This is a genomic window from Pseudomonas sp. P1_F7 (genome assembly GCF_056405655.1).
The window spans coordinates 13,607-27,311 of the sequence record NZ_JBFUBR010000008.1; the positions used below are offsets into that span (position 1 = coordinate 13,607).

The 13,705-nt window shown below is 61.3% G+C and carries 15 protein-coding genes; 9 read left to right on the plus strand and 6 right to left on the minus strand.

Annotated features, from left to right (window positions below; translation table 11 throughout):
• Positions 1–22: 22 nt before the first annotated feature.
• The 3 genes from AC1D1M_RS13620 (at position 23) to AC1D1M_RS13630 (ending at position 3,698) form a co-directional block, all read left to right on the plus strand.
• A complete protein-coding gene (locus AC1D1M_RS13620) occupies positions 23–1,636 on the plus strand; it encodes an arylsulfatase (RefSeq protein WP_477776020.1) in 1,614 nt (537 codons plus the stop codon).
• A gap of 68 nt (positions 1,637–1,704) precedes the next feature.
• A complete protein-coding gene (locus tag AC1D1M_RS13625; protein WP_477776021.1) occupies positions 1,705–2,973 on the plus strand; it encodes an OmpP1/FadL family transporter in 1,269 nt (422 codons plus the stop codon).
• A gap of 50 nt (positions 2,974–3,023) precedes the next feature.
• Positions 3,024–3,698: a DUF3313 domain-containing protein gene (locus AC1D1M_RS13630; RefSeq protein ID WP_477776022.1), complete on the plus strand. Its 675-nt coding sequence runs from the start codon at positions 3,024–3,026 to the stop codon at positions 3,696–3,698.
• A 102-nt stretch (positions 3,699–3,800) separates the two neighbouring features.
• Here AC1D1M_RS13630 and AC1D1M_RS13635 read toward each other — a convergent pair whose 3' ends face one another.
• The gene (locus tag AC1D1M_RS13635; protein WP_477776023.1) at positions 3,801–4,532 is read right to left on the minus strand and encodes a tellurite resistance TerB family protein; all 732 of its coding nucleotides are present in this window, start codon (positions 4,530–4,532) and stop codon (positions 3,801–3,803) included.
• A gap of 257 nt (positions 4,533–4,789) precedes the next feature.
• Here AC1D1M_RS13635 and pcsA point away from each other — a divergent pair, with 257 nt between their 5' ends.
• A complete protein-coding gene (pcsA, locus tag AC1D1M_RS13640) occupies positions 4,790–5,512 on the plus strand; it encodes a phosphatidylcholine synthase (RefSeq protein WP_477776024.1) in 723 nt (240 codons plus the stop codon).
• A gap of 2 nt (positions 5,513–5,514) precedes the next feature.
• Positions 5,515–5,901 carry a DUF488 domain-containing protein gene (locus AC1D1M_RS13645; RefSeq protein ID WP_477776025.1) on the plus strand — a complete coding sequence of 129 codons (387 nt, stop codon included), beginning with the start codon at positions 5,515–5,517 and terminating at the stop codon, positions 5,899–5,901.
• Between the two features lie 134 nt (positions 5,902–6,035).
• On the opposite strand, the gene AC1D1M_RS13650 is transcribed toward AC1D1M_RS13645, so the two are convergent.
• Positions 6,036–6,848, minus strand: a complete 813-nt coding sequence (locus AC1D1M_RS13650; RefSeq protein WP_477776026.1) for a class I SAM-dependent methyltransferase — start codon at positions 6,846–6,848, stop codon at positions 6,036–6,038.
• Positions 6,849–6,892: 44 nt separating this feature from the next.
• Positions 6,893–7,162, minus strand: coding sequence for a DUF4242 domain-containing protein (locus AC1D1M_RS13655; protein WP_477776027.1), 270 nt, complete (start codon positions 7,160–7,162; stop codon positions 6,893–6,895).
• A 177-nt stretch (positions 7,163–7,339) separates the two neighbouring features.
• Between AC1D1M_RS13655 and AC1D1M_RS13660 the strand changes: the two genes are divergently transcribed.
• Positions 7,340–8,317, plus strand: coding sequence for an AraC family transcriptional regulator (locus tag AC1D1M_RS13660; protein ID WP_477776028.1), 978 nt, complete (start codon positions 7,340–7,342; stop codon positions 8,315–8,317).
• Between the two features lie 76 nt (positions 8,318–8,393).
• Positions 8,394–8,855 (plus strand): GNAT family N-acetyltransferase, encoded by a 462-nt coding sequence (locus tag AC1D1M_RS13665; protein ID WP_477776029.1) that lies wholly within the window; start codon positions 8,394–8,396, stop codon positions 8,853–8,855.
• Between the two features lie 17 nt (positions 8,856–8,872).
• Here the strand turns inward: AC1D1M_RS13665 and AC1D1M_RS13670 are convergent, their stop codons facing one another.
• The 3 genes from AC1D1M_RS13670 to AC1D1M_RS13680 all read right to left on the minus strand — a co-directional run bounded on the left by AC1D1M_RS13670 (position 8,873) and on the right by AC1D1M_RS13680 (position 10,803).
• Positions 8,873–10,090, minus strand: a complete 1,218-nt coding sequence (locus AC1D1M_RS13670; RefSeq protein ID WP_477776030.1) for a cytochrome c biogenesis protein DipZ — start codon at positions 10,088–10,090, stop codon at positions 8,873–8,875.
• Positions 10,091–10,236: 146 nt separating this feature from the next.
• Positions 10,237–10,491 carry a hypothetical protein gene (locus tag AC1D1M_RS13675; protein ID WP_056723660.1) on the minus strand — a complete coding sequence of 85 codons (255 nt, stop codon included), beginning with the start codon at positions 10,489–10,491 and terminating at the stop codon, positions 10,237–10,239.
• Between the two features lie 48 nt (positions 10,492–10,539).
• A complete protein-coding gene (locus AC1D1M_RS13680) occupies positions 10,540–10,803 on the minus strand; it encodes a DUF2790 domain-containing protein (protein ID WP_056723659.1) in 264 nt (87 codons plus the stop codon).
• A gap of 306 nt (positions 10,804–11,109) precedes the next feature.
• Between AC1D1M_RS13680 and AC1D1M_RS13685 the strand changes: the two genes are divergently transcribed.
• On the plus strand, positions 11,110–11,850 hold the full coding sequence (locus AC1D1M_RS13685; RefSeq protein WP_095946382.1) for a response regulator: 741 nt from the start codon (positions 11,110–11,112) through the stop codon (positions 11,848–11,850).
• Positions 11,847–13,157: an ATP-binding protein gene (locus tag AC1D1M_RS13690; RefSeq protein ID WP_477776031.1), complete on the plus strand. Its 1,311-nt coding sequence runs from the start codon at positions 11,847–11,849 to the stop codon at positions 13,155–13,157. The genes AC1D1M_RS13685 and AC1D1M_RS13690 overlap by 4 nt, the downstream gene beginning before the upstream one ends.
• The last annotated feature ends 548 nt before the right edge of the window (positions 13,158–13,705 follow it).

Sequence of the window (13,705 nt, forward strand, 5' to 3'; positions counted from 1 at the left end):
CGCTAGTACGCAGGAGCTCGATATGAACCGAACAACCTTATCCACGATGTTTGCGCTACCCCTGTTGTTGTCTGCAATGGCGTTTCCCGGCCTGACCCTGGCCGCCGACAAGGCCCCCAACATCCTGGTGATCATGGGCGACGATATTGGCTGGTCGAATATCGGCGTCTACAACCAGGGCATGATGGCCGGCAGAACCCCCAACCTTGATCAGCTAGCGAACGAAGGCATGCGTTTCACCGACTACTACGCCGAGGCCAGTTGCACCGCCGGGCGCGCCAATTTCATCACCGGCGAACTGCCGATTCGGACAGGCATGACCACCGTCGGCCAGGCCGGCTCGCCCGTGGGTATTCCCGCCGAAGCCGTCACCATCGCGACCGCACTCAAGGCCATGGGTTATGCCACCGGCCAGTTCGGCAAGAACCACTTGGGCGACCTGAACCAGTTCCTGCCCACCGTCCATGGTTTCGATGAATTCTTCGGCTACCTCTATCACCTCGACGCCATGGAAGATCCGGCACACCCCAATTATCCGCAGGAACTGCTCGCGACCGTGGGCCCACGCAACATGGTCCACAGCTGGGCCTCCACCACCGATGACACGACCGTGATGCCGCGCTGGGGCAAGGTCGGCAAGCAGAAAATCGAAGACGCCGGCACGCTCTATCCGGAGCGGATGAAAACCGTCGACGAGGAGATTCGCGACAAGGCCTTCTCGTTCATCGACAAGGCCAAACAGGACAACAAACCGTTCTTCGTCTGGCTCAACCCGACCCGCATGCACATCGTCACGCACCTGTCCGACAAGTACGAAGCCATGCGCAACTCGCAGAATGGCTGGTCGGAACAGGAGGCCGGCATGGCGCAGCTCGATGACATCGTTGGCGACGTCATGGCGAAGCTGAAGAAAGACGGCATGGACGACAACACCATCGTCATTTTCACCACCGACAATGGGGCAGAAAACTTCACCTGGCCCGATGGCGGCACCACCCCGTTCGCCATGGGCAAAGGTACGGTCATGGAAGGTGGCTTCCGGGTGCCGGCGATCATTCGCTGGCCGGGCAAGGTGCCGGCCAACCAGATCGCCAACGGCATCATGTCCGGCATGGACTGGTTCCCGACCCTGGTCGCGGCGGCGGGTAACCCGAACATCACCGCCGAACTGCTCAAAGGCAAACAATTGGGCGACACCACCTACAAAGTTCACCTGGACGGCTATGATCAAACTCCAATGATCACCGGAAAAGGTCCGTCGAACCGGCATGAAGTCTTCTACTTCGGAGAAAGCTCCTTGGGTGCAGTGCGCATAGACGACTACAAATATCGCTTCATTGACCAACCGGGTGGCTGGTTGGGGGCTAAAGTTGATGTGGACGTGCCGAACCTGACCAATCTTCGACTCGACCCGTTCGAGCGCATGGGCTGGCCGGAAAATCAGGCCGCGCAGGGTTCGCAACAATACTTCGACTGGTTCAAGTTCCAATTCTGGCGTTTCGTGTTCGTCCAGCAGCAGGTGGCCAAACTGGCTGAAACAGCGATCGAGTTCCCGCCGATGCAAAAAGGCGCGAGTTTCAACCTCGACTCGGTTAAAGCCAAGATCGCCAAGGCTCGGGCAGAGATGGCCAAGTAACAGCCGAATCCACGGGTGGCTGGTGCAGTCCACCCGTATTCGAAATGGACAATTGCTGAGGGATTTCAATGCCGACAAAAACAGCTACCTTGCCCGCCTCTGCGCTACTTGCCCTGTGCTGCCAACAAGCCTGGGCCGGCGGCATCATGCTCTATGAAATCGGCACCGATAACGCCGGCCTGGCCAACGCCGGTGCCGCCGCCCGTGCCCAAGGCCCTTCAACCATCGCCAGTAACCCGGCAGGCATGAGTTACTTGCCGGGCACACAAATCACCGCCGGCTTGCAGGTTCTGTATGGCGACCTTAGCTTCGACCGCGACTCCGGCACCAACACCCCGGGCAGCGGCAGTGGCAATGCCCTTGATCCGATTCCCGGTGGCAGCTTCTTCATCAGCCATGAACTGGACGAGCACTGGAGCGTCGGTTTCGGCCAGTACGGAGACTTCGGGCTGGCGGTCAATTACGACAACGATTGGTCCGGCCGCTACTTCGCACAGAACTCCAGCCTGCTCGGACTGTCGCTGGTACCGAGCGTGGCGTATCGCTTCAACGAGCAGTGGTCGGTCGGCCTGGGCATCAAGGCCATGTACGGCATGTTGAAGGCCGACACCGCCATCGACCGCTCCCCTTTCGGCTTCACTGACCGCGCTGACGGCCAATACAAGTACCGGGACAACACCTGGGGCTATGGCGCCAACGTGGGAGTGATCTACGCCCCGCAACCCGGCACGCGCATCGGCCTGACCTACACCAGCCAGGTCGACCTGGACTTCGAGGACCGGCTCGATGTGAAGGGCGATGGACGTCTGCTCGAGCGCGTCAACAACACCAACACCGAACTCGACATGAAGGTGCCGCAAACTGTCACCCTGAGCCTTTTCCAGCAACTGGACCGGCAATGGGCGCTGCTGGCCTCGGCCAACTGGCAGGACTGGTCGGAGTTCGGCGACATCGCCGTAGAGGTCGACACCACCGCGTTTGGAGCGCAATCGAAAACGGTCGACGCCGGCTTCAAGGACACCTGGCACCTCTCCCTTGGCGCGCAATACCAGGCCACCGAGCAGTGGTTGTGGAACTTCGGCGTGGCCTACGACAGCAGCGCCGTCTCGGACAGCAACCGCAGTGTGGTGGTGCCGATGAACGAATCCTGGCGCATTGCCACAGGAGCCACCTATGCTCTGAACAAGGACACCGATGTCAACGTCAGTTGGGCCATGGTCTGGCTCGGCGACATGCCGGTCGAGCAGACCAAATCAGTATCGGGCAATCGAGTATCCGGTCAATTCGACAATGCCTGGATTCAAGCTTTGGCCGGGAACATGACCTGGCGATTTTGATGTCTTGTAAACAAAAGAACGAAGATTTCTTCCAAGGAGTAAACACCACTATGAATCTATCCCGAAAACTGCTTGTCGGCGCCACGCTGGCCAGTCTGCTGCTAGGCGGTTGCACCTCGAAAGTGACTGAGAAGGAGCAATACTCAGGCTTCCTGTCCAACTACAACAACCTGCAGGAAGTCCAGACGCCGAGCGGCGGTACCGCGATGCGTTGGGTCAGCCCTTCGTGGAACCCGAATGCCTATGACACCGTAGTGTTCAACAAACTGGAACTCTACCCTGCGCCAAAACCCGATGAACGAGTCAACCAGCAGACCCTGACCGACATTCAGAACTACATGACCAGCAAGGCCAAGGCGTCGCTGGGTCAGAAGTACCGCGTAGTGTCCAACACCTCGTCCGCTCCGGCCGGTTCCCGTCCTCTGATCATGCGTGCGGCGATTACCGGGGTGAACGCCGAGAACGAAGGCATGAAGTGGTATGAAGTGGTACCGATCGCAGCCGTTGTCGGCGCGACTCAGGCCGCCACCGGTCACCGTGACCAGGACACCACCCTGTTCATCGAAGCCGAGTTCGTCGACGCGAAGAGCAACCAGACTGTGGCCAAAGTGGTGCGCAAGGTGTTCGGCACTGCCCTGGAAAATGAAAGCCAGAAGATTACCGCCAAGGACTTCAAGGCGGCGATCGACAAACTGGGTACCGACTTCCAGGCGTTCCTCAAGTAACACACTCTTGTGGCGAGGGAGTCTGCTCCCTCGCTACATGGAGTTCCTTCCTGACTCTTGCGGTCACTCCTTCATCCCCACGCTTCTGCCGCCGAAGGCAATTTAGACCGCACCGCCCTTGGCCTGCTGCTCCAGATGCAATTGCAACTGCGGGTCGATCTGCAACGCGGCGGCCAGTTCATCCAGATAGTTGCGCTCGGCGTCCTGCTGGTCGTCCACCAGCATCACGCTGGCCAGGTACATCTCCGAGGCCATGCCGGGGTCGGTGGCCGATTGCGCGACTTCATTGGGGTCCAGTGGCTTGGCGACCTCGTCGTCCAGCCATTGCTGCAATTGAGGATCGTCAGTGTGACGGCCGATTTCAGTGCTGATCATCTGTTTCTCTGCTTCATCGATCCGGCCATCGGCCTTGGCCGCGGCAATCAATGCCCGCAGGATCGCATGGCTGTGTTCCTCGGCCTCCGGGCCGGCCAGCAAGTCCACGGTCCGTGGCGCTTCTTGCGGTGCCGACGCCTGACTGCGCTGCCAGGCCTGGTACGCCTGGAACGCCATCATGCCCAGGGACGCCAGCGCCGCATAATTGGTGCCGCCAGCGGAACGACTTTGCGGTGCACCGCCCATCGGCGAACCGCCGCCAAGCAAACCACCGAGCAAACCGCCCAGCCCTGCGCCACCGCCGCCAGCACCGGCACCGGCGCCACCACCCAACAAGCCGCCGAGCAATCCACCCAGGTCGCCGAGCCCGCCTTGGGCCGACCCGCCACCGCCACCCTGTTGCGCCATCGAGCCCTGGCCGGCGCGCAATAATTGTTCGAGCAGATCGCTGGTGTTCATGCCGTTTGTCCTCTTTGGCAGGGTTTTATCCAGTCAGGCAACGATAGACCTCGCAGGTGAATGTGCCAGCACCGTTGGGCTGACGCGCCGACGCTACCGCGGATTTGTCCGGAGTATTTTTTTCGGCACAGCTAAGATTCATAGGTGGTGAACCTTATTCCCGGATACCCGGTCGATACCTGCAACCCGACCCGGTTTGCCACCGCCCCGTACGCGGGGTGACAACTGGCTTGCTTCATTCACTGGAGAACGCCCCCGTGATTTCAACCCTGTACATCGCCAGGCTCAAAGCATGGGGCGCCCATGGTTTTACCGCCACTGGCGTGGTCACCGCTTTCCTCGCCACCCTGTCCCTGCTGGATAACCAGCCGACCCATTGCCTGCTGTGGCTGGGTGTCGCCCTGATCGTCGACGGACTGGACGGTGCGCTGGCACGCAAGGTCAACGTGCAGTCGGTGTTGCCGAGCTTCGATGGCTCGATCCTCGATCTGGTGATCGATTACCTGACGTACGTGTTTATCCCGGCACTGTTCATCTATCGCTACATCCCGCTGCCGGACTACACCTTGCTGCTGAGCGTGTCGCTGATTCTGGTGTCGTCGCTGTTCTGCTTCTGCAACGTCAACATGAAGAGCAAGGACAACTACTTTCAGGGGTTCCCCGCCGCCTGGAACGTGGTTGCCCTGTGCCTGTACATCATCGCCCCGTCGCCATGGATCACCTTCGTTACAGTCATTGGCCTGGCGCTGCTGACCGTGACCCGGATGAAATTTCTGCACCCGTTTCGCGTGCGCCGGTTCATGCCGATCAACATTGCAGTGACGGCCATCTGGTTGCTGTGCAGCTTGTCGCTGGTACTCAACCACCCGGTGATCAACCCGTTGGTGATGGGGCTGTGGCTGCTGATGTCGGCGTACTTCCTGGGCATCTGCTTGTGGCGCACGGTGCTGGAGTGGCTCGACGAATCGCGGCTCAAGTAGCCATGCCGGTCCATATCGTTCAACTCGGATCGCCCCGTCGCCCCGACGAAGGTTTGCGCCTGGGCACGGTACGCCGCCCTCCCCGTGGCGTACCGAAAACCGAATTCGCCCGGCGGGATTTTTATGATGTCTGGCAGCCGCTGCTGTCGCCCAGCGCAGAGCTGGTGGCCGAGGCCAAGGCTGCACAAGACGCCAAGACCTGGGAGGTGTTCAGACGCAAATTCAAGGCCGAGATGAGCCAGCCCGCTGCCAGTCAGATGCTGGACCTGCTGGCCGCGCTGTCCCATCAGACGTCCCTGGCCGTGGGCTGTTATTGCGAGGATGAAGCGCATTGTCATCGGTCGGTGTTGCGCGAGTTGCTGGAGGCGCGGGGTGCCGTAGTGATTTAGATACCATTGACCACCACACAACCCCTGTGGGAGCGAGCTTGCTCGCGATGGCGGTGTATCAGACACAGCATCTGTGACTGGAAGACCGCTATCGCGAGCAAGCTCGCTCCCACAGTTTTTTGCAGGGTTTTCAGCTACCGCCGCGTAATCACCACCTCCAGGTATTCACTCGGCACCACCAGCGACTTGTCGCCCGCCCGGTTCATCCGGTTGATCAACTCGGTCAGGTCCGACTCCAGGGCCTTGGCGCCGTCCGCGGGCAGCGCGGCGAAGGCCTTGTGCACCGGCCCGTACCACTCGCGGAAGGTGTCGATGAAATGCGCCGCCGAGCGATAGCGGAAATTGAACGTGCGGCGCGTCACCTGGAGCAGGAATTCACGCTCGTCGAAATGCTCGTGCAACCAGGCTTCGCTGCCCCAGCGTGAGGGTGGACTCGCACCTGGAGGGGGTGGCAGGTGCTGGCCCAGGGTCTTGAACATCTGGCCGACGAAACCTTCCGGCGTCCAGTTGGCCAGGCCGATCCGCCCGCCCGGGCGACAAACCCGCGCCAGTTCCGCGGCGGCTTTGGGCTGGTCCGGCGTGAACATCACGCCGAAGGTCGACAGCACGGCATCAAAACTGCCGTCGGCAAAGGGCAAGGCTTCGGCATCGGCGACCTGGAAGGAGACGCTCAGGCGCTCTGCCCGGGCCCGCTCTTCGCCGCGTTCGAGCAAGGCAGCGACATAATCGGTGGACGTCACCTGGCAGCCACGGCGCGCCGCAGCGAGGGTCGCGTTGCCGTTGCCAGCGGCAACGTCGAGCACGCGTTCATCGCACAACAGGTCGCAGGCTTCGGCCAGTTGCTCGCCGACGATCTGCAGGGTGGTGCCGATCACGGCGTAGTCGCCGCTGGCCCAGGAGGCCATCTGGCGGTTTTTCAAGGCAGTCAGATCAATGGGTGTACTCATGGAGACGGTCTCTGGGTTGAAACACGAATCGGGTCCGGTCGCGGTTACTCCGCCGTCGTCGGATCGATGATGTTCATGACCTGGGAAATGCGGTTGGCGGGAAAACCACTGATCCTGGCGTGCTCCTGGATCTGCTCCTCGTTCGGCGAGATGTACACGCAGTAGAGCTTGTCACCGGTGACATAGCTCTGCAGCCACTGCACCTCTGGCAACTCACGCAACGCCTGGCAGGACTTTAGCGAAGCGGCTTTCAAATCCCTTTCCGACAGAGCTCCGGCGCCCTGGATCTCACGTTCAATAACGTACTTAGGCATGGCAACCTCTCTTTATTGTTCTGGATGGCAGGGCGGCAATCACCCTGTGAACCAACTATCGTCCTGACGGGCGCCGGCGTCCTGTCCGATCGTCGGTCAGCCCTGCCCGATCGTCCGGAGATTCCACGTAGCGCGCAGGCGCCTTCACAATCAGGAACCTCCCACGGGGAAACCCCAATGGACGCTCTGTCACAGACCCTGCGCGTCGTGCACCTGGTCGGCGCGATCTTCATCAACGCCCGGTTCACCGCGCCCTGGTGCTACCAGTCGCCCAGCGCTGATACGGCAGCGCCGTTTCTGGAGCCCGATGCGGAACGGGTGGTGATCTTTCACCTGATCACCGAGGGCGAATGCTACGTCGAACTGGGCGATGACCCGCCGCTGCTGCTGAGTGCGGGCGACGTGGTGATCTTCCCCCAGGGCGATGCCCATCGCATGTGTTCACGTCCCGGATTGCCCCCGGCCACGGGTGCGCGACTGGATGCGGTGCTGGCGCGCCGCCCCAGGCAATTGAGCTATGGCGGAGGTGGCGCGGTCACCCGATTGGTGTGCGGCTACCTGGCGTGCGATACGCGCCTGGCGGGCATGTTGCTCAGGGGATTGCCGGCTGTGGTGCGGGTCAATGTGCGCGGTTCGAATGCCGGTATCTGGCTGGAATCTTCCGTGCGCTATGCCCTCGCCGAAGCCCGCTCGCCCCGCCCCGGTGGCGAAGGGGTATTGGCCAAACTCGCCGAAGTGCTGTTCATCGAAGTGCTGCGCCTGTACATGAACGAACAGGGCGAAGGCCGCACCGGCTGGCTGGCCGGTGTGCGCGACCGCATCGTCGGCGCAGCCCTCAACGCCTTGCACAAAAAACCCTGCCACGCCTGGACGCTGGACGAACTGGCGCGCACCGCCAGCACCTCAAGATCGGTGTTGGCCGAACGCTTCCAGCAACTGGTGGGGGTGTCGCCGATGCAGTACCTGACGCAATGGCGGATGTTGCTCGCCGCCAACCTGTTGCGCAGCAGCAATAGCTCATTGACGCGCATCGCCGAAGAAGTGGGTTACCAAACCGATACCGCCTTCAGCCGCGCCTTCCGTCGCGAGTACGGTGCGCCGCCGGCGGCGTGGCGGCGCGGTCAGGCCGCCTCGAATCACTTGAGCAGTCGCTGAACCGGCGGGGGCGACAGCACCGCCCAGGCCCGCTACTCTCGCTACTCAGCGACCAACCTCTGAAAGGACTCACAACATGGCACCCCGCCTGGACTGGCTTGCTCGACATATGCAGCACAGCAATACATTCACTTCGTGGATCCACCGGCAGTTCCACTACGAATATGCCGGACAGCCCCTGCCCGACTGGCAACGAGAGTTCGCCGAAGGCCAGAACAACAGCGACTGGAAATGTCTGATCGCCCTCGACCACGACGAACTGCTGGGTGGCGCGGCACTGGCCAGGGCCGACCTGGCCCATCGCCCGGATCTGGGACCTTGGCTCGCTTGCGTGTTTATCACCCCCGAGGCACGCGGCAAGGGCCTGGCGGAGCAGTTGATAGAAGGGATTTGCGCGCAAGCCAAAGTCAGCGGCGAGAAGAGAATCTACCTGCACACCCAGGACCAGAGCGCTTATTACGCCAAGCGTGGCTGGGTGGTGCAAGAGCGTTTTCAGGCATGGGAAAAAGATCAATGGCTCATGGCGCGGGACCTGTGAGCCATTGATCGAGCGGATCACGCCGCTGGCGCGCTGGCCTTGGCCTCCTGCAGCAACTGCTGAATCATTTGTTCCTGCGTGTCGTAGCTGCCTTCACCGAAGTGGGTGTAACGCACCTGGCCCTTGGCATCGATCAGGTAGTGCGCCGGCCAGTACTGGTTGTCGAAGTTGCGCCAGATCGCGTAGTTGTTATCGATCGCCACCGGGTAGGTGATGCCGTATTCCTTCACTTTGGTCCTGACGTTGTCGATGATGCGTTCAAAGCCGTATTCAGGCGTGTGCACGCCGATCACCACCAGCCCGTCCTTTTCATACTTCTTCGCCCAGTCCTTCACGTACGGCAGGGTGTGCTTGCAGTTGATGCAGTCGAAGGTCCAGAAGTCCACCAGCACCACTTTGCCTTTCAGGGCCTCGTTGCTCAGGGCTGGCGAGTTGAGCCATTCCACTGCGCCGGACAGCGACGGCATGGCGCCCTGAGCATCGCCCATGGTGCTGTCGGCCTTGACCTTGCTGACCAGGTAATCGACGACTTTCGGCACGGCCTCCAGCACGCCTTTCTCCACACTGCTGACACCTTCCGATGAGGTATTGGCCAGCAACAGGTCATTGGCCCCGGTTGCAATCACTGCCGCACCGGCCAGCACCGCAACCCCGGCGCCACGACGCAACCAGCCAGTAACCGGAATCGACGGTTTCAAGCGATTGACCAGGCCGCAACCGGCAAAGATCAAGGTGCCCAGGGACAGCGCACTGCCCGCGCCATAGGCCACCAACAACAGACTGGTGCCGGCGTTCGCGCCCTGCAGCATCGCGCTGGTGAGAATCACCCCGAGGATCGGCCCGGCGCAGGGTGCCCAGAGCAGCCCGGTGGCGACACCGATCATGATCGACGCCAGCGGCCCGGACATCTTGCGCGAGTTCGGGTCGATGCGATTGCCCAGCAGCACGAAAGGCCGCGCCAGCCAGTCACCGACCCGGGCGGAGATCAGCGACAGGGCGAACAGCACCATCACCACCAGCGCGACGTGGCGGCCGGTGTTGCTGGCCTGGATCACCCACTCAGTGCTGACCACGGCCAGGCTGGAGACCAGGGCAAAGGTCAGGACCATGCCGCCGAGGGTGAGCAGGATCGAGGAGCGTGTGCGGTCAGCCCCGGCGAACAGGAATGGCACGACCGGCAGGATGCACGGGCTGAGGACGGTCAATATGCCGCCCAGGAAAGCGATGAGTAACATGGGATCACCTGATAAACATTAGAGGGCGACACATTGGCCAATGTGGGAGCGAGCCTGCTCGCGATGGCGTCGGGTCAGGCGGCACATCGTTGACTGAACCATCGCTATCGCGAGCAAGCTCGCTCCCACAGTGGATTGGGGGGTTCTCAAGCCGTCTGCTCATCCAGTAACTGCCCCTGAGGCGTGCGGCTGGAACCGTTCTCGGCGAGCATCTGACCTTGCGGCGTACGGCTGGAACCGTCCTGTGCAAGGAATCCCTGGGTGCCCTTCTCTGCCACCGGCGTGAGCTGGAAGCAGGTGTTGCTGGCGCAGGCACTTTGCTCGACAGCGGCGTTGGCATGGGCTGCCGCACCGGCGACGGAAAAGGCGATGGCGGTCAAAATGCGGGAAACGTTGTTCATGATGTCCTTCCTGTTTCAAATGGATTGAGCGGTGGTTGATCGCAACACTCAGTTTTCCGAGTTGCAGTTGTCGGCGAACTTGCTGTAATCCAGCACCTGGGTTCTGGACTGGGAGTCGAGGTAGGTCAGCCGTGCATTCACCACGCCGCAGGAAGGCGTAGCGGCCTCGGTCAGCGACACCACTTTCCTGATGTCAAGTTGGCTGCCGTAGGTGTAGGTTTTAGGCGCGACATCGGCTTCGGCACGGGCCGACAAGGTGCAGATGTTCAGGGCGGCAAACAGGCAAGCGGTGTAGATGGCTTTGGTGTTCATGGCGGACTCCTCAAGGTTTCAACAGGTCGTTGGTTCGTTGGGCCGAGGCAGTCTGGTTTGCCTCGATGGAACCTATTAAAAGCCTGCGAGGTATCTCGTCTGTGTCGGGAATCGGCGCGAATCAATCGGTACGTATCAGAGCCGGGCGCAGATACAGAGCAATACAAAACCGCTGAAAATCGGCTTTTTTGCTTTCGTGTGTATCCACAGGCAAGCCAGATACACTGCAATACAAAGGGCGGCAGGCGACCCCGCCCAGGCTCGATAGACTGTGTGGCATTCCCCATTTATCAGAGGTTTGGCCCAATGGATCACGTTGATCACATCCTCATCGTTGACGATGACCGCGAAATCCGCGAACTGGTTGGCAACTACCTGAAGAAGAACGGCCTGCGCACCACGGTCGTGGCGGATGGACGGCAGATGCGCGCTTTCCTGGAAACCACCCCGGTGGATTTGATCGTGCTGGACATCATGATGCCGGGGGACGATGGCCTGGTGCTCTGCCGCGAATTGCGCGCCGGCAAACACAAGGCCACGCCGGTGCTGATGCTCACCGCCCGCAACGATGAAACCGATCGCATCCTCGGCCTGGAAATGGGCGCCGACGACTATCTGGTCAAGCCGTTCGCTGCCCGTGAACTGCTGGCGCGGATCAACGCGGTGCTGCGACGCACCCGCATGCTGCCGCCGAACCTGGTGGTGACCGAAGCCAGCCGCCTGCTGGCCTTCGGCCGCTGGCGCCTGGACACCTCGGCCCGTCACCTGCTCGATGAAGACGGCACCATGGTGGCCCTGAGCGGTGCCGAATATCGATTGCTGCGGGTGTTTCTCGACCATCCACAACGAGTGCTCAACCGCGATCAATTGCTCAACCTGACCCAGGGCCGCGACGCCGACCTGTTCGACCGTTCCATCGATCTGCTGGTCAGTCGCCTGCGCCAGCGCTTGCTCGACGACGCCCGCGAACCGGCCTACATCAAGACCGTGCGCAGCGAAGGCTATGTGTTTTCCCTGCCGGTGGAAATCCTGGGCGATCAATCATGACGCAGGCGCTGCATTGGCCGCGGACCCTGGCCTCGCGGCTGTCGCTGATTTTCCTGATCGGCCTGATCCTCGCCCAGGCATTGTCCTTCGGTGCGCAGTACTACGAACGCTACGAATCCTCGAAAAACACCATGCTCGGCAACCTGGAAACCGACGTTTCCACGTCCGTTGCCATCCTCGACCGCTTGCCCGCCGACGAGCGAGCCGGTTGGCTCAAACAACTCGAGCGGCGCAATTACAGTTACATGCTCAATGAGGGTTCGCCGGGCACGCCCATACGCACTGACATGCCCGATGCGCCCATTGCCATCGCCTCGATCAAAGACGCCATCGGTCACGATTACCCGATGACCTTTACCGACATCCCCGGGCCGAAAAAACATTTTCAAGTGCACTTGAACCTGGCGGATGACAGCCCGCTGACCATCGACGTCCGTCCGACAATGGTCCCGTTGTCGCCCTGGCTACCCATCGTATTGCTCGGGCAACTGGCGCTGATGCTTGCCTGCTCCTGGCTGGCGGTCAGAATCGCCATCCGCCCCCTCACCCGCCTTGCCGACGCCGTGGAGAACCTGGACCCCAATGCCCATCCCGTGCTCCTGGACGAAAAAGGCCCGACCGAAGTCGCCCACGCCGCCAAGGCCTTCAACTCGATGCAGGCACGCATCGCGGCCTATCTGAAGGAACGCATGCAGCTGCTCGCGGCGATCTCCCACGACCTGCAAACCCCGATCACCCGCATGAAACTGCGCGCCGAGTTCATGGACGACTCCAGCGAAAAAGACAAACTGTGGAACGACCTGGGCGAGATGGAACACCTGGTCCGCGAAGGCGTGGCCTACGCCCGCAGCATCCACGGCGCCACCGAAGAAAGCCGCCGAACCGACCTCGACTCGTTCCTCGACAGCCTGGTGTTCGACTACCAGGACATGGGCAAGGACGTTCAACTCACCGGCAAGAGTGCCGCCGTCATCGACACCCGCCCACACGCCCTGCGCCGGGTGCTGGTCAACCTGACGGACAACGCGTTGAAGTTTGCCGGGGCTGCCGAATTGCGAGTGGAAAAGCAGGCCGATGGCAACCTGTCGATCAGGATCCTCGACCGTGGTCCGGGGATCGCCGAGGAGGAACTCAAGCAAGTGATGGAGCCGTTCTACCGCGTGGAAAACTCCCGCAACCGCAGCACCGGCGGCACCGGGCTGGGGCTGGCGATTGCCCAGCAACTGGCGATTGCGATTGGCGGGGCGTTGACCTTGAGCAATCGAGAGGGTGGCGGGCTGTGTGCGGAGTTGCGATTACCGGTGTAGATGTTTTCGGTTCGGGTTCCCGGGTTTACTCGGGAATTGTGGCCACTGAAGATCCCTGTGGGAGCGAGCTTGCTCGCGATGGCTTTGTGTCAGGCGGCATGGATTTTTACGGGTGTACATATCCATTTCTGCGGTCACGGCCGCTTAGGGTTCCGCTCTTACAGCGGGTCACTTGGAAAAGCCCCAAGTAACCAAGGGCTCTTGCCACGTTCGGCCTCACGAGGGGGCGTGTACCGCAACAGCAACCGAGGCGGCCTACCGGCCGGCCTGTTCGCGGGGTTCGTCCGTCTGTGAGGTACCTGGTCGACTGGCAGGACGCTATCGCGAGCAGGCTCGCTCCTACAGTTGGGCTGGGTACATTCGAAAGAAATTGGTCGGCTGGCAGGCCACCATCGCGAGCAAGCTCGCTCCCACAGTTTTGAAGTGCGTACGGACCAAAGAATCAGGCCGGCCGGTAGGMCGCYWTCGCGAGCAGGCTCGCTCCTACAGTTGGGCTGGGTACATTCGAAAGAAATTGGTCGGCTGGCAGGCCGCCATCGCGAGCAAGC